The following is a 17616-nucleotide window of genomic DNA, read 5'->3' on the forward strand; positions in this document are numbered from 1 at the left end:
CGATGCGAGGACTGGTGCAACTGGCGCTTGATTTCTTCGGTGCGCTGACCTCTGCCGAGGACGCGGGCGCGATGCCGCCGCCGCCGCGTCAGCGCACGCCCGCCGGCCTGCCGCGCCCCCGGATTTCCAAGGCAAAAGTGCCTGAATCCGAGGAGGGGCGGGGGCCTTCTGCTCTACTTTCAGGAGCGGATGACAGCTTGCCGCAACACCCGCTGGCCAACCGCGAGGCGATGCTGGACGGCCGCCGCGTGGCCTATGAATTCCGCCGTGGCAAGCGCCGCACCATCGGCTTCTCGGTCGGCCCGGAAGGGCTGGTGATACGCGCCCCGAGCTGGGTGCCGATGTACGAGATCGATGCCGCGCTGGTCGAGAAGGCCGACTGGATCCTGCGCAAGCTGGCCGAGGCCGGCGCGCGGCGCCAGCAGCACCACAGCATTGACTGGGCCGAGGGGGCGCAGTTTCCGCTGCTGGGCGAGACCGCCGTGGTGGCGCTTGGCCGGCCGGCGGGCGCCCCGGCGGGTGGCGTTGCCAAGGCCGTGCTGCTGCGCACAGAGGGCGCGGCACCCGTGCTGCGCCTGCCGCTGCCGGCCGATGCCACCTCTGACGCCATTGCCGCTGCGGTGCGCGCCTGGCTGCAGGCCGAGGCGCGGCGCCTGTTCGTGCTGCGGCTGGACCACTTTGCGCCGCGCATGGGCGTGCGCTGGGTGCGCTTTGCGCTTACCAGCGCGCGCGCCCGATGGGGCAGCGCCAGCAGCACCGGCTCGATCCGCCTGCACTGGCGGCTGATGCACTTCCGGCCCGAGGTGGTCGATTACGTGGTGGTGCACGAGTTGGCCCACCTGCGCCACATGGACCACAGCGCGCGTTTCTGGGCCGTGGTGGCGAGCGAGGTGCCGGATCACATGACGCTGCGCCGCGAGCTGCGGGTCGAGGGTGCGCCGCGGTGGGACTGACTGGGCTCACCCCCAGGCTACGCGCTTCGCGTCTTCGCCAACCCCCTTCCGGGGGCAACACCTGCAGCCCGGCAAAGCCGGTTCTGCGGTGTTCTGCGCATTGGGCCGTGCCCTATTTCCCTATTACCTCGCGTGGGTGACGCCGCCGTCTACTACCAGGGTCGTGCCGACCACGTAGTCGCCGGCGCGGGAGGCCAGGTAGATGGCGGCGCCGGCCATGTCTTCGTCTCGGCCTATGCGGCCGGCGGGGATGCGGGCGGCGGTTTCTTCGCCGTGGTCGCGTGCTTCCAGGTTCATGTTCGAGGCAAAGGCGCCGGGGGCGATGGCGCTGACCACGATCTGGTCTTCGATCAGGCGCAGCGCCATGCGGCGCGTGAGGTGCACCAGGCCGGCCTTGCTCGCGGCGTAGGAGTAGGTCTCCATCGGGTTGACCGATAGCCCGTCTATCGAGGCGATGTTGATGACCTTGGCCGGCTGCGCGGCGCTGGCCTTCTGCCGCAGCGCGGGGGTGAGCGCCTGGGTCAGGAAGAAGGGCGCCTTGAGGTTGGTGTCCACCACCTTGTCCCAGCCGCTCTCCGGGAACTCGTCATAGGGCGCGGCCCAGGCGGCGCCAGCGTTGTTGACCAGGATGTCGAGCCCGCCGGGCTCATGCGCCAGATAGGCCTGGGCCAGCGCCTGTGCGCCTTCCAGCGTGGCCACATTGGCCGGCAGCGCGATGCAGTCGCCCGTGGCCGATAGCTCGCGTGCGGCCTGCTCGCAGGCCTCGGCCTTGCGCGCCGAGATATAGACCCGCGCGCCCTGTGCCAGAAAGCCCGCCGCAATCATGCGGCCAATGCCGCGCGAGCCGCCGGTAACAAGCGCCGTGCGCCCTTTAAGCGAGAAAAGATCTTGCATGCATGTGTCTCCGCGTGGTGGTCGAATGCCCCCAGCTTAGGCGCGGCGGCGCGGTTTGCCCGTCACCTGCGCGCCAGCAAAGCTGGCAGAATTTCCGCACCATGAATGCACCAGCCTCTTCCCCCGCCACATCCGCCCGTCCCGCCGAGGGCTATGCCGGCGACGTCACACCGCAACTGGCCTGGGACTGGGTGCAGTCCGGCCAGGCCGTGCTGGTGGACGTGCGCACCGACGCCGAGCGCGAATGGGTGGGCTTTGTGCCCGGCGCCGTGCCGCTGGCCTGGAAGCAATGGCCCGGCATGGCGCTGAACCCGGCGTTTGACGCGGGCGTGCAGGCTGCGGCCCAGGGCAAGAAGGTGCTGCTGTTGTGCCGCAGCGGCGTGCGCTCTATCGCAGCGGCCAAGCGTGCGACCGAGTTGGGGGTAGAGGCCTACAACATCCTCGAAGGCTTCGAGGGCGATGCGGATGCCGACAAGCACCGTGGCCACAAGGGCGGCTGGCGCTTTCGCGGCCTGCCATGGCAACAGGCCTGACGCGCTAGCCCGGCAGCAGCGCTTGCACCGTCTCCGCCGGCCGGCACAGACGCACGCCCTTGGGCGAGACGACGATGGGGCGGTTCAGCAGCACGGGCTCGGCTTCGATTGCGTCGAGCAGGGCTTCGTCGCTCAGGGCCAGATCGCCCAGCCCGCGCTCGGCATAGGCCGCTTCTTTCTCGCGCAGCAGGCCGCGCACGCCGCCGCCGGCGCGCCGACCCAGCTCTGCGATCTCGCTGCGTGTGGGCGGGGTCTTCAGGTACTCGACGATGTGCGGCGTAATGCCCGCAGCCTGCAGTGCTGCCAGCACGCTGCGCGAGGTGCCGCAGCGTGGGTTGTGATAGATCGTGTAGTTCATGCCCGACATCATGCCGGCGCCTTGAAGCGCCAGATGCCCTTGGCGTCGCGCTCGCGCCGTACCTGGCCGGTAAACCACAGCGCATGCAGGTGGGCAATGGCCTCGCCCATGGCGAAGCTCATCTGGTGGGCGTCGAGCGCGCGGTGGAACAGCAGCGGCAGCACGTCGGCCGCGCATTGCGGCGCGGCGGTGCAGGCCACCAGCAGCTCGGCCAGGCGCTCGCGGTGGTGGTCATGCAGCTGCTGGATGCGCTCGTGCAGGCCTTCGAACGGCTTGCCGTGCGCGGGCAGGGTCAGGGTGTCGGCGGGCAGCGGGGCGAAGCGGTCTATCGAGCGCAGGAACAGCCTCAGCGCATCGGCCTCGGGCTCGGCGTCGAACACGCTCACATTGGTGGAGATGCGCGGCAGCATCATGTCGCCGCCCAGCAGCACGCCGGCTTCGGCCGAGTAGAGCGCGATGTGTTCGGGCGCGTGGCCGTAGCCCGAGATGCAGGTCCAGTCGCGGCCGCCAATGGCTACCGTGTCGCCATCCATCAGGCGCCTAAAGCTCGATGGCACGGTGGGCACCAGGCTCTTGTAGTAGTTGCGGCGGGTGCGGATCTTCTCCATGGCCTCGGGCTCCGCCAGGCCGTGGGAGCTGAAGAATTCCGCCGCGCCCTCGCCGCCAAAACCGGCGCCATGCGAGCCCAGGCGCGCCGCGTAGTAGTCGGTGGCGCTGATCCACATGCGGGCGTCCCAGCGCTCGCACAGCCAGTGCGCCAGGCCGATGTGGTCGGGGTGCATATGGGTCACGATCACGCGCAGGATCGGCAGGCCGTCCAGCCCGCTGTCAAACACCTGCTGCCACTGCGCGCGTGATTCTGGCGCGTCGATGCAGCAGTCCACCACGGTCCAGCCGTCGCGGCCGTCCAGGGTGTCGCGCAGCAGCCAGAGGTTGACGTGGTTCAGTGCAAAGGGCAGGCCCATGCGAACCCAGCGGATGCCGGGTGCCACCTCGAGCGCGGTGCCGGGCTCCGGCAGGGTTTCATCCAGCGGGTAGTACAGGCGTTGTTCGAGTGCGTTCATGCGGGGCACGTGCGCCATGCCGGGCCAACCCGGATTGACGTTGACGTAAACGTAATATGTAATCCACCCATTGTAGGGACGCCGGTGCATGCGCGCTGTCGCCTGCGCACTGAGCCTTTTCCTGCTTCTTCTTGATGTCCACCACCTTCACCATCAGCGACCTTGCGCGCGAATTCGACCTGACGACGCGTGCCATGCGCTTCTATGAAGACATGGGCCTGCTGCAGCCCGAGCGGCAAGGGCCGGGTGGCCGCACGCGCGTGTACTCGGCGCGCGACCGGGCGCGGCTCAAGCTCACGCTGCGCGCCAAGCGCCTGGGCCTGTCGCTGGTAGAGGCCAAGGAACTGCTGGACATGTACGACAGCCCGCGCGATACGGCGCCGCAGCTGCGCCGCTTTCTCACCGTGCTGGAGCAGCACCGCGGCCAGCTGGAGCTGCAGATGGCCGATCTGCAGGCCAATATCGAAGAGGTGCGCGCGCACGAGAAAGAAGCGCGCTCCGTGCTCGCCCGTGCAGAGAAACCCGCTGCGCGCAAGCGCCCAGCCCCCTGAAACATCTTGTCGCTACCATCGCCCGCATGACTGATTCATCTCCCCGCGAACTCTTTGAACACAACCGCGCCTGGGCCGCGCAGATGGAGCGCGAGCGCCCCGGCTTCTTCACCGGCCTGGTGAAGCAGCAAACGCCCAAGTACATGTGGATAGGCTGCTCCGACAGCCGCGTGCCGGCCAACCAGATCACCGGGCTGGAGCCGGGCGAGGTGTTCGTGCACCGCAACGTGGCCAACATCGTGGTGCATTCGGACCTGAATGCGCTGTCGGCGATCCAGTTTGCGGTGGACCGGCTCAAGGTCGAGCACATCATGGTGGTGGGCCACTACGGTTGCTCGGGCGTGCAGGCGGCGCTGGAAGGCGCGCGCATCGGCCTGGCCGACCAGTGGCTGCGCCACATCCAGAGCACGCGCGACCGCCACCGCACCCTGATCGAGGCCATGCCAGAGGGCTCGCGCGCCGACACGCTGTGCGACCTGAATGTGATCGAGCAGGTGGTCAACGTCTGCGTCAGCACCGTGATGCTCGATGCCTGGGCACGCGGCCAGAAGGTCACCATCCACGGCTGGGCCTTTGGCGTGCACGACGGCCTGCTGCAAGACCTGGGCATGACGGTATCGGGCAGCGACTCGCTCGACAGCATCTACCTGGCCGCGCTGGAGCGCATTGCCGTGAAGCGGCGCGCCAGCTGAGCCTCACGCGCGGCCTGCCATGTTCCCGCAGCGCCTCGACTCGGCCTTGGCCTATGGCATTGCGCGGGCGATGGTGGACGGCTTTGACCGCCACTACCGCCTGTTCCGCAGCGAATCTGCGCGTGCCAAGCACCGCTTCGAGACCGCCGACTGGCATGGCCAGCAGCGCGCACAGCGCGAGCGCATCGCCTTCTACGACCTGCGCGTGAAAGAGGCGGTGACGCGGCTGGAGCGCGAGTTCAAGGCCGGCGAGCAGCCCATGGATGTCTGGCACCAGGCCAAGCTGCACTACATCGGCCAGCTGGTGGGCCACCTGCAGCCGGAGCTGGCCGAGACCTTCTTCAATTCGGTCACCACCAAGATCCTGCACCGCACGCACTTCCACAACGACTTCATCTTTGTGCGGCCGGCGGTCAGCACCGAGTACCTGGAAGACGACGCCCCGGCGGCCCGGCCCGCCTACCGCGCCTACTACCCCACGCCCGAGACGCTGCGGGCCACGCTGGTGCGCATCGTCGACAACTTCCAGCTGCTGCCGCCGTTCGAGGACCTGGAGCGTGATGCGCGCGAGGTGGCCGCGGCGATGGCAGCGCGCCTGACGGGCATCACGCTGCGCGCCAATTTCCAGATCCAGGTGCTGTCCGGCCTGTTCTACCGCAACAAGGGCGCCTACCTGGTCGGCAAGCTGATCAATGGCTTCTTCGAGCTGCCGTTTGCGCTGCCCATCCTGCACGCAGCGGACGGCGCGCCCGGGCGGCTGGTGATCGATGCGGTGCTGTTTGGCGAGGACGAGCTGCAGATGCTGTTCTCTTTTGCGCGCGCCTACTTCATGGTGGACATGGAGGTGCCCTCGGCCACCGTGCAGTTCCTGCGCTCGATGATGCCGCGCAAGCCGCGTGCCGAGCTCTACAACGCGCTGGGCCTGGCCAAGCAGGGCAAGACGCTGTTCTACCGCGAGTTCCTGCACCACCTGCGGCATTCCAGCGACCGCTTTCGCATTGCGCCGGGCATCAAGGGCATGGTGATGCTGGTGTTTGATCTGCCGTCGTTCCCCTACGTCTTCAAGCTCATCAAGGACTACTACCCGCCGCCCAAGGACACCACGCGCGAGCAGATCAAGGCCAAGTACCTGCTGGTCAAGCAGCACGACCGCGTCGGCCGCATGGCCGAGACGCTGGAGTACAGCGAGGTCGCCTTCCCGCGCGAGCGCTTCGAGGACGAGCTGATCGCCGAGATCGAAAAGTTCGCGCCCAGCCAACTGGAGATATCCGACCGCGACCAGGACGACCAGGTCGAGGTCATCATCAAGCACCTCTACATCGAGCGCCGCATGGTGCCGCTCAACCTCTACCTGCAGGAGGCGTTTGATGCCGGGCTGCAGCACCAGGCCGCGCGCGCCCAGGTGGAGAAGAGCGTGGTCGAGTACGGCAATGCCATCAAGGACCTGGTGGCCGCCAACATCTTCCCCGGCGACATGCTGTGGAAGAACTTTGGCGTCACCCGCCACGGCAAGGTGGTGTTCTACGACTACGACGAGATCGAGTACGTCACCGACTGCCACTTCCGCCGCGTGCCCGCGCCGCGCAACGAAGAAGACGAGATGAGTGGCGAGGTCTGGTACCCGGTCGGCCCGCGCGACGTGTTCCCCGAGACCTTCGCCCCGTTTCTGCTGGGCCATGACGCGGTGCGCGAAGTGTTCATGCGCCACCACGCCGACCTGCTGGACGTGGCCTTCTGGCAGCAGCACAAGGAGCGCATCCAGGCCGGCCATGTCTACGACGTTTTTCCCTACGACCAGGACAAGCGCCTTGCTCACCGGCGCGCTGCCTGAAATTTTTCATTGCACCAGGAGACATCTTCCATGACTGATCCCATCGTTATCGTTGGCGCCGCGCGTACCCCCATGGGCGGCTTCCAGGGCGACTTCGCCAGCCTTGCGGCGCACGACCTGGGCGGCGCCGCCATCCGCGCCGCCATGGAGCGCTCGGGCGTTGATCCTGCTGCGGTGGGCGAGGTGCTGTTCGGCAACTGCCTGATGGCCGGCCAGGGCCAGGCACCGGCACGGCAGGCAGCCTTCAAGGGCGGACTGCCGCAGAGCGCGGGCGCGGTCACGCTGAGCAAGATGTGCGGCTCGGGCATGAAGGCCGCCATGTTTGCGCACGACATGCTGCTGGCCGGCACGCATGACGTGATCGTGGCCGGCGGCATGGAGAGCATGACCAACGCGCCGCACCTGCTGCCCAAGGGCCGCAGCGGCATCCGCATCGGCCACGGCCAGATCTTCGACCACATGATGCTGGACGGCCTGGAAGACGCCTACGAGCCCGGCCGCGCCATGGGCACTTTTGGCGAAGACTGCGCTGCGCACTACGGCTTCAGCCGCGAGGCGCAGGACGCCTTCGCCGTGGAGACCGTGCGCCGCGCGCAGCAGGCCACCGCCTCAGGCGCCTTTGCTGCCGAGATCACGCCGGTCACGGTCAAGACCCGTGCGGGCGAGGTGCAGGTGGCCATCGACGAAGGCCCGGGCAAGATCAAGCTCGACAAGATCCCGCAATTGAAGCCAGCCTTCAAGAAGGACGGCACCATCACCGCCGCTTCCAGCTCGTCCATCAATGACGGCGCTGCGGCGCTGGTGATGATGCGGGCCTCTACCGCCGCCAGGCTGGGCGCCAAGCCGCTGGCGCGCATCGTCTCGCACGCCATGCATGCGCAGGCGCCCGAATGGTTCACCACCGCGCCGGTCGGCGCCACCGAGAAGGCGCTGCTCAAGGCCGGCTGGAGCGCATCCGACGTGGACCTGTGGGAGGTGAACGAGGCCTTCGCCGTAGTTCCCATGGCGCTCATGCATGAGCTGAAGGTGCCGCACGAGATCGTCAACGTCAACGGCGGCGCCTGCGCGCTGGGCCACCCGATCGGCGCCAGCGGCGCGCGCCTGCTGGTCACCCTGCTGCACGCGCTGCAGGCGCGCGGCGGCCGGCGCGGTATCGCCACGCTGTGCATAGGCGGTGGCGAAGGCACGGCCATGGCCATTGAGTTGCTATAATAAATATAGCTAATAGCCCAGGTCCCGCCTGGGCTAGAGCCACTTTTTCCTTAAATTTCCCAGAATGACGCCATGAGCACGGTTCTTGTCCTCGGCGCCTCACGCGGCATAGGCCTGGAGTTCGCGCGCCAGTACCTGGCGCAAGGCGCACGCGTGATCGCCACCGCACGCGACGACGCCGGCCTGCAGCGGCTGCGCGCCCTGGGGGCCGAGGCGCTGCGCGTAGACCTGGCCCAGCCCGCCAGCGTGAGCGGCCTGGCCTGGCAGCTCGACGGCGAAAAGCTCGACATCGCGCTCTACGTGGCCGGCCTGTGGGATGCCCACAGCGCCGCCACGCCGCCTACGCACGCCCAGTTCGACCAGCTCATGCACACCAATGTGCTGGGTGCCATGCAGGCGCTGCCGCAGGTGGCGCCGATGGTGGAAGAAGTCGGCGGCGTGTTTGGCTTTCTGACCAGCGAGATGTCGCTGATCAGCGAGGCCGGCAGCGACGCCTGGCTGTACCGCGTGAGCAAGGCGGCACTCAACATGGCGGTGGCTGCCGCGCAGCCGGTGTGGCAGCGCGCCACGCTGGTGGCGCTGGACCCGGGCTGGACACAGACCGACATGGGCGGCGCGGCCGCGCCGCTGACCGTGGAGCACAGCGTGCAGGGACTGGTGCGCACGCTGGCCAGCGTGACGCCGGCCGACCGCGGGCGCCTGCTGCACCACGACGGCCGGCGCGCCGAGCGCTGGTAATTTTTCAAAAACAAAGAATGCTGGAGACAACCCCATGCTGCTGACCCCAGACCAGGAAGCCATACGCGACGCGGTGCGCGACTTTGCCCAGAAAGAGTTGTGGCCCCACGCCCCGCGCTGGGACCGCGAGCACCACTTCCCGCGTGAGGCGCACCAGGGCCTGGCCGCGCTCGGCGCCTATGGCATCTGCGTGCCTGAAGAATTGGGCGGCGCCGGCCTGGATTACCTGAGCCTGGCGCTGGTGCTGGAAGAAGTCGCCGCCGGCGACGGCGGCACCAGCACCGCGATCAGCGTCACCAACTGCCCGGTCAATGCCATCCTGCTGCGCTACGGCAACCCGCAGCAGCAGCGCCAGTGGCTGGAGCCGCTGGCCCAGGGCCGCATGCTGGGCGCGTTCTGCCTGACCGAGCCGCAGGCCGGCAGCGATGCCTCGTCCCTGCGCAGCACGGCGCGGCGCGAGGGCGACCACTACGTGCTGGACGGCAGCAAGCAGTTCATCACCAGCGGCAAGAACGGCCAGGTGGCCATCGTCATCGCCGTGACCGACAAGGCCGCCGGCAAGCGCGGCATGAGCGCCTTCCTGGTGCCCACCGACGCGCCGGGCTACACCGTGGCGCGGCTGGAGGACAAGCTGGGCCAGCACAGCAGCGACACCGCGCTGGTGCAGCTGGACGGCTGCCGCATCCCGGTAGAGAACCGCATCGGCGCGGAAGGCGAGGGCTACAAAATTGCCCTGGGCGGGCTGGAAGGCGGGCGCATCGGCATTGCCGCGCAAAGCATAGGCATGGCGCGCAGCGCCTTCGAAGTGGCGCTGCAGTACGCCAAAGAGCGCCAGGCCTTCGGCGGCGCCATCTTCGAGCAGCAGGCCGTGGGCTTCAGGCTGGCCGACTGCGCCACGCAGATCGAGGCCGCGCGCCAACTGGTCTGGCATGCGGCCGCGCTGCGCGACGCCGGCCGGCCTTGCCTGCAGGAGGCGGCCATGGCCAAGCTGTTCGCCAGCGAGATGGCCGAGCGCGTCTGCAGCGCGGCCATCCAGACGCTGGGCGGCTACGGCTATGTGAATGACTTCCCGCTGGAGCGCATCTACCGCGACGTGCGCGTGTGCCAGATCTATGAGGGCACCTCAGACATCCAGCGCTTGCTGATCCAACGCGCGCTGGCCTAAAAAAAAGGCCGTGGCAGAAGCCACGGCCTTAAGGCAAAGCTTAGACGCTATGCCAACCCTGAAGAGAATGGTGCGGTGGTGGTGCTTAGTCGCCCACCTTGTCCGACGGAAATTTCAAGAAGTCCTTGAGCAGGTAGTTCATCGGTACGCGCAGGTTGCGGCCGTTGGGCGGGATCGGGGACTCGAACCACTGGCGGTAGATCTGGTGCAGGCGGCGCTCGTAGACCATGCGCAGCATCTCTGCGTCCACCAGCTTCTTGAAGGCCGGGTCGTCCTTGCGCAGCATGATGGCCAGCGGCTCGATGGACAAAAACTTGCCCACCACCTGCAGTGATTCCGGGTCTGCGGACGCGGCGCGAAAGCTGTAGAGCAGGATGTCGTCCATCATGTAGGCGTCAACCTGCTTGCGCTGCAGCAGGTCGAAGCAGCCCTGGTCGTCCTTGCATTCGCTGATCTGCAGGCCCAGGCTCAGCTCGGTGTTCTTGGTGCGGATGACGCCCACCGATGTTGTGCCCTCGGTTGTGGCGATGCGCTTGCCGCGCATGTCTTCCAGGCGCTGTATGCCCGAGTCGGTGTGCACCATCATGCGTGTGCCGGCGATGTAGCCGGGCACGGTGAAGGCCACGCCGATCTTCTCGCGCCGCTCGCGCGTGTTGGTGGTGTTGGCGCATTCCAGGTCGACGCGGCCCTCGGTCACGGCCGGGAAGCGCTCCTTGCTGTCCACCGCCAGGTAGCGCACGGCCAGTGTGGGCAGCTTCAGCTCGTTGCGCACCGCTTCGACAATGCTCTTGCAGAGGTCGATCGCATAGCCCATCGGCTGGGCCTGGCCCGGCACGGTGTATGAGAAAGGAACGGCGTCGACGCGGTAGCCGATGACGATCTCGCGGCTGCTGCGGATCTTCTCCAGCGTGTCGCTGGCCCAGGCCGGGGCCGCCAGCAGCACCGTGGCCAGGCAGGCGCAGAGGGTGGCCTGGTACGCAGGCATCAGGCCACCGTGCCCATGCTGGTGCTCATGGCATCCGCCGTACGAAAGCGCGACACCACCGCCGCCAGCATGCGCGCCTGGGACTGCAGCGATGCGGCGGCTGCCGTGCTCTGCTCCACCAGGGCGGAGTTTTGCTGGGTCATGCCTTCCAGCTCCACCATCGCGGTGTTCAGCTCGGCAATGCCGGCGTGCTGCAGATGGGAGCTGGTGCTGATCTCGTCGATGATGTCTTTCACGCGGTGAAAGCTGGAGACGATGGCCTGCATCTGGGCGCCGGTGTCTTGCACCAGCCGTGACCCCGATGCAATGCGCTGCGCTGATGCGCCGATCAAGACCTTGATTTCCTTGGCGGCGTTGGCGGCGTGCTGCGCCAGGCTGCGCACTTCGCTGGCCACCACGGCAAAGCCGCGGCCGTGCACGCCGGCCCGCGCCGCCTCGACTGCGGCGTTGAGCGCCAGGATATTGGTCTGGAAGGCAATGCCATCGATGACGCCGACGATGTCGGCTATACGGTGTGAAGAGGCGCTGATCTCGGCCATGGTGCTGACCACCTCGGCCACGGCCGCGCCACCCTGCACCGCCACCGAGGCGGCGTCTGACGCCTGCTGGCTGGCAGCGCCGGCGGATTCGACCGAGCGCTGCACGCTTTCGGTCAGGCCGGCCATAGAGTGCGCCGTGCGCTGCAGGTTGCTGGCGGTGTATTCGGTGCGCTGGGACAGGTCGGTATTGCCAGCCGCGACCTCGGTGCTGGCCAGCTCGATGCTCAGCGAGGATTCACGCATCTGGCCGACCAGGCGGCGCAGCGATGTCTGCATATGGGCCAGCGCCTGCATCAGGCGGGCGGTCTCGTCGTTTCCGTCCAGGTCGAAGCTGCCGTCCAGGTCGCCGTCGGCGATGCGGCCTGCTGCTGCGACCGCCTGGTCGAGTGGGCCGCACAGTGAGCGCAGGGTCAGGGCCATCAAGGGCAGGAAGATGGCCAGGGTCAGGCCCACCAGCAGCAGCCGGGCGCCGGAGTCGCGTGCCGACTTGGCCTGGATCTCATCCCGCACCAGCAGGGTCTGGGCCTGCTGCGCCTTGAGCACCTCGCTCAGGCCGGCCTGCAGGGCATCGAGTGCGCCATCAGCGCTTTGGGCATAGGCGGCGGCCGCGCTGGCGTCCATCTTGGCGTCGCCCAATTGCGTGGCAATGGGGTTGATGACGGTTTCTACTTCAGTCAGCAGGGCGGGCTGCTGGGCGAAGAACTTCGCCGCCTCGGTGCCTGCCGTGCTCGCTTCGCCGGCCATGGCCTGGCCGCCGTCGCGCAATTGGGTCATCTCCTTCTTCCAGAGCGTGTGCACGCGCTCCACGTCGGAGGGGTTGGATACGGCGACCGCGATCATCTCGGCCTGGTAGCGCCGCACGCTGGCCATGGATTCGCGCAGTGCCGCAATCTGCTGGCCGGTGCGGTTCTGGTGGTCGAACAACGCCGTGATCGTGGCAATGGATTCACGTGTGGACCAGGTGCTCCAGGCCGCCAGTACCAACAGCGACAGGCTGACCATGGCCATCACCAGGTAGAAGCGTGAGCGCACAGAGATACGACGGACCGAGAGCATGGGGTTCTTCCTAAAGCAGTGGGGAGGCCGGCAAGGTGCGGGGTGCTTGCTGCACCCCGCACCAGCAAGACCTGGGCCTTAGAAGTTGTGGCGCACGCCCACAGCGAAGGAGCGGAAATCACCGCCGTACAGGCCGGCCGAGCTGTCCGCCACCTTGGTGACAAAGGTATAGACCTTGGTGCGCTTGCTCAGGTTGTAGTTGTAGGCCAGCGTGTACTGGCGTGCCGAGCTGTCTGCCACCTGGCTGGACTTGCCGGCTGCACCCACGTTGACGTGGAACTCGCTGGCGCCCAGCGCATACATGCCGACCAGGCGCACGTTGGTGCGGGTGCCGGTTTCGAGGAAGGAGCTGTTGGCGAAGGCGTTCTTGTCGCGTTGCACGTAGCCACCGAAGGTGAACGGGCCCGTGGTGTAGAGGGCACGCAGCGCGCCCTGGCTCTTGGTGATGCCGCGCACGGTACCAAGGGCTTCGGTGTCGGCTTGTTCGTAGCCTGCACCCAGCTGCAGGGCACCCGTGACGTAGTTCACGGCCAGGTCGTAGTTGCTCTTCAGGCCGGGCACCTTCTCGGGCATCGAGACGGAGCCTTCGATGCTCAGGTTGGGCACGAACTCCGGTGCGCGGTAGGCCACCTTGTTCTCGTTGCGGCCGATATAGGCATACAGCACATCGGCCGAGGTGCCGGTGTCGTGGTTGTGCATGCTCACGTAGTCGGCCGTGGCGTAGTAGGCCTCGCTGAAGAAGCGGCCCAGGCGCACGGTGCCGACGCTGCTGGACAGGAACACTTCGCTGCGGCGTCCGAAGAACACGGGGGCTGCCACGCCCGTGTCGGAGTTGAAGCCGCTTTCCAGGCCGAAGCCGGCCTTCATGCCGCCGCCGAGGTCTTCCGTGCCTTTGACGCCCCAGCGCGAGGAGTTGTTCTGCTCGACCCAGCGCGAGCTGCCACCGAAGCGCTGGTTCTCGATCGAGGTGTTGATGCGGCCGTACAGGGTCACGCTGCTTTGTGCCATGGCGGCGGAGCCGGCGCTGATGCAGGCAAGGGCCAGCAGGCTGCGGGCGTAGGACTTTTTCATGGGAGTATTTCCTTGAGGGTATGAAAGTGGGGATCAGCGCACGACGGCGATCTGTTCGCGCTTGCCGCCGCGGTAGGTGTAGAGCGTGAGCGCACCGTTCTTGATGTCGCCCTTTTCGTCGAAGCTGATGTCGCCCGTCACACCCTTGTGATTGATCTTGGCCAGTGCCGGCAGGTATTTGGCGGGTTCGGACGAGCCGGCCTGGACCATGGCATCGGCCAGCACCATCACGGCGTCATAGACGTAGGGTGCGTAGATCTGCACTTCCACGTTGAACTTCTGCTTGAAGTCGGCGCGGAACTTGTCCATGCCGACCTTCTGCGAGCCCTCCACGCCGCCGGCTTCGGCGCAAACGATCTGGTCGTCTGCCGCGGTGCCCGACGCCAGCTTGGGCAGGTCGGTGGTGCAGATGCCGTCACCGCCCATGAACTTGGCGCTGATGCCAAGCTGCTTCATCTGGCGCAGCATCGGGCCGCCCACGGCATCCATGCCGCCGAAGAAAATCACGTCGGGCTTCTTGGCCTTGATGGCGGTCAGGATGGCGGCAAAGTCGGTCGCCTTGTCGTTGGTGAACTGGCGGTCGACGATGTCGGCGCCTGAAGCCTTGGCAGACTTGGCGAACTCTTCGGCTACGCCCTGGCCGTAGGCGGTGCGGTCGTCGATGACGGCGATGGCCTTGCCCTTGAGCTGCTGCACCGCATAGCGGCCGAGGGTGCCGCCCAGTTGGGTGTCATCGGCGACGTCGCGGAAGGCCGTCTTGTAGCCCTGGCGCGTGTACTTGGGGTTGGTGGCGGAGGGCGAGATCTGCGGGATGCCGGCATCGTTGTAGATCTTGGAGGCCGGGATGGTGGTGCCCGAATTCAGGTGACCGACCACGCCGTTGACCTTGGCGTCCACCAGCTTCTGCGCTGCAGCCGTGCCCTGCTTGGGATCGGCGGCATCGTCTTCAGCCAGCAGTTCGAACTTGGCCTTCTTGCCGCCGATGGTCACGCCCTTGGCATTGAGCTCCTCGATGGCCATGCGCGCGCCAAGCTCGTTGTCCTTGCCCAAGTGGGCAATGGCACCGCTGGTCGGGCCGACGTGACCGATCTTGACGACCAGTTCCTGGGAATAGGCGGCGCCCGTGGCGCACAGGGCAACAACCGCCATGACGGCATTCAGTCTGAGTTTCATGAAAACGCACTCCTCGAAGATTAAAAAATAGGCGATCCGCCCGTGGCCTCGTGTGTGAAGCCACGGCGCGTGCAAACGTGCGGGTAAACGTTGCTCGCCGTCCCTCTGCAGCAATTCCCGCGTGACAGCTCACTCCCCTAGATAAGCGGCCCGAACCTTCGGGTCGGCCAGCAGGTCCTGCGCGGCACCGCTGGCGCTGATCTCTCCTGAGTCCATGACGTAGCCGCGATCGGCCAGCGCCAACGCCCGGCTGGCGTTCTGCTCCACCAGCAGCACCGTGGTGCCCTGGCTGTGGATGTCCGAGATCACCTCGAAGATCTTGTCCACCATCAGCGGCGCCAGCCCCATGGACGGCTCGTCGAGCAGCAGCACCTTGGGGCGCGCCATCAGCGCCCGGCCCATGGCCAGCATCTGCTGTTCGCCGCCGCTCATCGTTCCGGCGAGCTGGTCGCGGCGCTCTTTCAGGCGCGGGAACAGCGCGAAGATGCGGTCGATGTCCGCCGCGATGCCTGCGTCGCGGCGCGTGAACGCGCCCATCTGCAGGTTCTCGAAGATGGTCATGCGCGTGAAGGTGCCGCGGCCCTCGGGCACCATCACCAGGCCTTGCTGCACCAGGTCCCAGGTGCCGCTGCCGTTGATGGAGCGGCCGAACAGCTCGATCGAGCCGCCAGTCATCGGCTGCAGCCCGGTCAGGGCCTTGAGCGTGGTGGTCTTGCCGGCGCCGTTGGCACCGATCAGGCTGACGAGTTCGCCTTCGCGCACCTCGAAGGAAATGCCCTTGACGGCACGGATGCCGCCGTAGGCGACTTGCAGGTCTTTGACCTTGAGCAGGATGTCGGCCATGTGTGTCCTCAATGCACTTTGTGACCGGCGCCCAGGTAGGCCTCGATCACCTTGTCGTTTCTCTGCACCTCGGCGGGCGTGCCCTCGGCGATCTGCTTGCCGTAGTCGAGCACGGTCACGCGGTCGCACAGGCCCATGACCAGCTTCACGTCGTGCTCGATCAGCAGGATGGTGCGGCCGTCGGCGCGGATGCGCTCGATCAGGCCGCGCAGCACCACCTTCTCGGTGGAGTTCATGCCGGCGGCGGGCTCGTCGAGCGCGATCAGCTTGGGATCGGTGGCCAGCGCGCGTGCGATCTCCAGCCGGCGCTGGTCGCCGTAGCTCAGCGTGCGTGCGCGGTGCTCGGCGTAGTGCGCGATGCCCACGTAGTCGAGCAGGTCGTGCGCGCGCTGGGTGATGGCGGCTTCCTCGGCGCGGAAGCTGCGGCCGCGGAACAGCGCGCCGATGAGGCCGGAGCCAGTGCGCACATGGCGCCCGACCATCACGTTCTCCAGCGCGGTCATGTCGCCGAACAGTCGGATGTTCTGGAAGGTGCGGGCAATGCCGGCGCGCGCCACCTCGTGCACGGCCGAGGGCTTGTAGGCCTTGCCGCAGAGGTCAAAGCGCCCGGCGTCCGGCACGTACAGGCCGGTAAGTACGTTGAAGAAGGTGGTCTTGCCGGCGCCATTGGGGCCGATCAGCCCGTAGACCTGGCCGGACTGGATGGCGATGCCCACATCGGACAGCGCCTGCAGGCCGCCGAAGCGCTTGCTGACGCCAGAGACCTGGAGCACGGGTGCTGCTGCTGTTGCGACGGCGCTCATCGTGCCACCTCGCCCAGGCTGGCCACTGCGCGCGTGCGGAACAGGGTGAAGCCGCGTTTTGGCGCGTGCTGCGGCTGGGGGCCTGCCTTGCCATGCTCGGGCGTGGGCCACAGGCCGCGCGGGCGCACCAGCATGATGACGATCATGGCCAGTGCGATCATGAGCTGGCGCAGGATGGCGGCGTCGAGCCGGCCGTCCGTCATGGCCTGCAGCGGGCCGGCGACGTAGCGCAGCACCTCGGGCAGGCCGGCGAGCAGCAGCGCACCCAGCACCACGCCCGGCAGGTGACCCAGGCCGCCCAGCACCACCATGGCGACGATCATCACGGACTCGGTCAGGCTGAAGGACTCGGGCGAGACGAAGCCTTGGAAGGAGGCGAACATGGCGCCGGACACGCCGCCAAAAGAGGCGCCCATGGCAAAGGCCAGCAGCTTCATGTTGCGGGTGTTGACACCCATGGCTTTGGCGGCGATCTCGTCCTCGCGGATCGCCATCCAGGCGCGGCCGATGCGCGAGGACTGCAGGCGGTAGCAGACGACGATGCCCAGCAGCACCAGCGCCAGGAACAGCCAATAGTGCAGCGTGACCTGGTGGATCTGCAGGCCCAGGGCCTGCAAGGGCTTGCCAAGGCTCACGCCGGCGATCTGGATCGGGTCGATGCGGTCAATGCCGCGCGGGCCGTTGGTGATGTTGACCGGGTATTCCAGGTTGTTCATGAACACCCGGATGATTTCGCCAAAGCCCAGCGTCACGATGGCCAGGTAGTCGCCACGCAGCTTGAGCACCGGCAGGCCCAGCAGAATGCCGGCCATGCCCGCGACCAGTGCCGCCAGCGGCACCAGCAGCCACACCGGTGTGTGCAGACCATTCGGGAAGAGGGCGGCAATCGTCTCGAAGTTCTCGCTCAGGTGCGGCGAACTCAGCAGCGCATAGAGGTAGGCGCCCACGGCGTAGAAGGCGACAAAGCCCAGGTCGAGCAGGCCGGCATAGCCAACCACGATGTTCAGGCCCAGCGCCAGCAGCACGTACAGCAGCGCCAGCGCCATGATGCGCACCCAGCCCGCACCAAAGGGCTGCACCGCCAGCGGCAGAATGACCAGGGCCGCGACGAGCACCCAGGCGAAGTATTTGTGGTGAAACAGTTTTTCCATGGCG

At 67.2% G+C, this 17616-nt stretch carries 18 protein-coding genes; 8 read left to right on the top strand and 10 right to left on the bottom strand.

The features are described 5' to 3' along the window. Positions 1–2: 2 nt before the first annotated feature. Complete coding sequence (locus tag AAFF27_05220) at positions 3–953, top strand: SprT family zinc-dependent metalloprotease (GenBank protein XAH24597.1); 951 nt, start codon at positions 3–5, stop codon at positions 951–953. A 123-nt stretch (positions 954–1076) separates the two neighbouring features. Here AAFF27_05220 and AAFF27_05225 read toward each other — a convergent pair whose 3' ends face one another. Continuing rightward, positions 1077–1847, bottom strand: coding sequence for an SDR family oxidoreductase (locus AAFF27_05225; protein ID XAH24598.1), 771 nt, complete (start codon positions 1845–1847; stop codon positions 1077–1079). Positions 1848–1948: 101 nt separating this feature from the next. On the opposite strand from AAFF27_05225, the gene AAFF27_05230 reads away from it, so the two are divergent. Further along, entirely contained in the window at positions 1949–2380 is a 432-nt protein-coding gene (locus AAFF27_05230; protein ID XAH24599.1) for a rhodanese-like domain-containing protein, read from the top strand. Positions 2381–2384: 4 nt separating this feature from the next. Here AAFF27_05230 and arsC read toward each other — a convergent pair whose 3' ends face one another. Together arsC and AAFF27_05240 are read right to left on the bottom strand one after the other, a co-directional pair. Continuing rightward, positions 2385–2738 (bottom strand): arsenate reductase (glutaredoxin), encoded by a 354-nt coding sequence (gene arsC, locus AAFF27_05235; GenBank protein XAH24600.1) that lies wholly within the window; start codon positions 2736–2738, stop codon positions 2385–2387. An 8-nt stretch (positions 2739–2746) separates the two neighbouring features. Beyond that, a complete protein-coding gene (locus AAFF27_05240) occupies positions 2747–3802 on the bottom strand; it encodes an MBL fold metallo-hydrolase (GenBank protein ID XAH24601.1) in 1056 nt (351 codons plus the stop codon). Positions 3803–3936: 134 nt separating this feature from the next. Here AAFF27_05240 and AAFF27_05245 point away from each other — a divergent pair, with 134 nt between their 5' ends. From AAFF27_05245 to AAFF27_05270, 6 genes are all read left to right on the top strand, one after another. Next, complete coding sequence (locus AAFF27_05245; GenBank protein XAH24602.1) at positions 3937–4353, top strand: MerR family DNA-binding transcriptional regulator; 417 nt, start codon at positions 3937–3939, stop codon at positions 4351–4353. Between the two features lie 26 nt (positions 4354–4379). Next, positions 4380–5045 (top strand): carbonate dehydratase, encoded by a 666-nt coding sequence (gene can / locus AAFF27_05250; protein XAH24603.1) that lies wholly within the window; start codon positions 4380–4382, stop codon positions 5043–5045. A 19-nt stretch (positions 5046–5064) separates the two neighbouring features. After that, positions 5065–6876 carry a bifunctional isocitrate dehydrogenase kinase/phosphatase gene (aceK, locus tag AAFF27_05255; GenBank protein XAH24604.1) on the top strand — a complete coding sequence of 604 codons (1812 nt, stop codon included), beginning with the start codon at positions 5065–5067 and terminating at the stop codon, positions 6874–6876. Between the two features lie 30 nt (positions 6877–6906). Further along, complete coding sequence (locus tag AAFF27_05260) at positions 6907–8088, top strand: acetyl-CoA C-acyltransferase (GenBank protein ID XAH24605.1); 1182 nt, start codon at positions 6907–6909, stop codon at positions 8086–8088. A gap of 72 nt (positions 8089–8160) precedes the next feature. Beyond that, a complete protein-coding gene (locus tag AAFF27_05265; GenBank protein XAH24606.1) occupies positions 8161–8826 on the top strand; it encodes an SDR family oxidoreductase in 666 nt (221 codons plus the stop codon). Positions 8827–8860: 34 nt separating this feature from the next. Further along, on the top strand, positions 8861–9991 hold the full coding sequence (locus AAFF27_05270) for an acyl-CoA dehydrogenase family protein (protein XAH24607.1): 1131 nt from the start codon (positions 8861–8863) through the stop codon (positions 9989–9991). A gap of 85 nt (positions 9992–10076) precedes the next feature. On the opposite strand, the gene AAFF27_05275 is transcribed toward AAFF27_05270, so the two are convergent. From AAFF27_05275 to AAFF27_05305, 7 genes are all read right to left on the bottom strand, one after another. Beyond that, a complete protein-coding gene (locus tag AAFF27_05275) occupies positions 10077–10976 on the bottom strand; it encodes an amino acid ABC transporter substrate-binding protein (GenBank protein XAH24608.1) in 900 nt (299 codons plus the stop codon). After that, positions 10976–12571, bottom strand: a complete 1596-nt coding sequence (locus AAFF27_05280) for a methyl-accepting chemotaxis protein (GenBank protein ID XAH24609.1) — start codon at positions 12569–12571, stop codon at positions 10976–10978. Before AAFF27_05280 ends, AAFF27_05275 begins: the two co-directional genes overlap by 1 nt. Positions 12572–12649: 78 nt before the next feature. Then, positions 12650–13642, bottom strand: coding sequence for a porin (locus AAFF27_05285; GenBank protein ID XAH24610.1), 993 nt, complete (start codon positions 13640–13642; stop codon positions 12650–12652). Positions 13643–13675: 33 nt separating this feature from the next. Next, positions 13676–14815, bottom strand: a complete 1140-nt coding sequence (locus AAFF27_05290; protein ID XAH24611.1) for a branched-chain amino acid ABC transporter substrate-binding protein — start codon at positions 14813–14815, stop codon at positions 13676–13678. A 129-nt stretch (positions 14816–14944) separates the two neighbouring features. Continuing rightward, on the bottom strand, positions 14945–15658 hold the full coding sequence (locus AAFF27_05295) for an ABC transporter ATP-binding protein (protein ID XAH24612.1): 714 nt from the start codon (positions 15656–15658) through the stop codon (positions 14945–14947). Positions 15659–15666: 8 nt separating this feature from the next. Beyond that, the gene (locus AAFF27_05300; GenBank protein XAH24613.1) at positions 15667–16461 is read right to left on the bottom strand and encodes an ABC transporter ATP-binding protein; all 795 of its coding nucleotides are present in this window, start codon (positions 16459–16461) and stop codon (positions 15667–15669) included. After that, complete coding sequence (locus AAFF27_05305) at positions 16458–17612, bottom strand: ABC transporter ATP-binding protein (GenBank protein XAH24614.1); 1155 nt, start codon at positions 17610–17612, stop codon at positions 16458–16460. Before AAFF27_05305 ends, AAFF27_05300 begins: the two co-directional genes overlap by 4 nt. Between the last annotated feature and the right edge of the window lie 4 nt (positions 17613–17616).

The sequence above is a fragment of the Xylophilus sp. GW821-FHT01B05 genome (assembly GCA_038961845.1).
Classification (GTDB): domain Bacteria; phylum Pseudomonadota; class Gammaproteobacteria; order Burkholderiales; family Burkholderiaceae_C; genus Xylophilus.

Bases quoted from the DNA above. Each gene is read 5' to 3' on its own strand.
- AAFF27_05285 (XAH24610.1), bottom strand. From the start codon at position 13,642: ATGAAAAAGTCCTACGCCCGCAGCCTGCTGGCCCTTGCCTGCATCAGC.
- AAFF27_05290 (XAH24611.1), bottom strand. From the start codon at position 14,815: ATGAAACTCAGACTGAATGCCGTCATGGCGGTTGTTGCCCTGTGCGCC.
- aceK (XAH24604.1), top strand. From the start codon at position 5,065: ATGTTCCCGCAGCGCCTCGACTCGGCCTTGGCCTATGGCATTGCGCGG.
- can (XAH24603.1), top strand. From the start codon at position 4,380: ATGACTGATTCATCTCCCCGCGAACTCTTTGAACACAACCGCGCCTGG.
- AAFF27_05245 (XAH24602.1), top strand. From the start codon at position 3,937: ATGTCCACCACCTTCACCATCAGCGACCTTGCGCGCGAATTCGACCTG.
- AAFF27_05260 (XAH24605.1), top strand. From the start codon at position 6,907: ATGACTGATCCCATCGTTATCGTTGGCGCCGCGCGTACCCCCATGGGC.
- AAFF27_05275 (XAH24608.1), bottom strand. From the start codon at position 10,976: ATGCCTGCGTACCAGGCCACCCTCTGCGCCTGCCTGGCCACGGTGCTG.
- AAFF27_05220 (XAH24597.1), top strand. From the start codon at position 3: ATGCGAGGACTGGTGCAACTGGCGCTTGATTTCTTCGGTGCGCTGACC.
- AAFF27_05265 (XAH24606.1), top strand. From the start codon at position 8,161: ATGAGCACGGTTCTTGTCCTCGGCGCCTCACGCGGCATAGGCCTGGAG.
- arsC (XAH24600.1), bottom strand. From the start codon at position 2,738: ATGAACTACACGATCTATCACAACCCACGCTGCGGCACCTCGCGCAGC.
- AAFF27_05295 (XAH24612.1), bottom strand. From the start codon at position 15,658: ATGGCCGACATCCTGCTCAAGGTCAAAGACCTGCAAGTCGCCTACGGC.
- AAFF27_05270 (XAH24607.1), top strand. From the start codon at position 8,861: ATGCTGCTGACCCCAGACCAGGAAGCCATACGCGACGCGGTGCGCGAC.
- AAFF27_05230 (XAH24599.1), top strand. From the start codon at position 1,949: ATGAATGCACCAGCCTCTTCCCCCGCCACATCCGCCCGTCCCGCCGAG.
- AAFF27_05305 (XAH24614.1), bottom strand. From the start codon at position 17,612: ATGGAAAAACTGTTTCACCACAAATACTTCGCCTGGGTGCTCGTCGCG.
- AAFF27_05225 (XAH24598.1), bottom strand. From the start codon at position 1,847: ATGCAAGATCTTTTCTCGCTTAAAGGGCGCACGGCGCTTGTTACCGGC.
- AAFF27_05300 (XAH24613.1), bottom strand. From the start codon at position 16,461: ATGAGCGCCGTCGCAACAGCAGCAGCACCCGTGCTCCAGGTCTCTGGC.
- AAFF27_05280 (XAH24609.1), bottom strand. From the start codon at position 12,571: ATGCTCTCGGTCCGTCGTATCTCTGTGCGCTCACGCTTCTACCTGGTG.
- AAFF27_05240 (XAH24601.1), bottom strand. From the start codon at position 3,802: ATGAACGCACTCGAACAACGCCTGTACTACCCGCTGGATGAAACCCTG.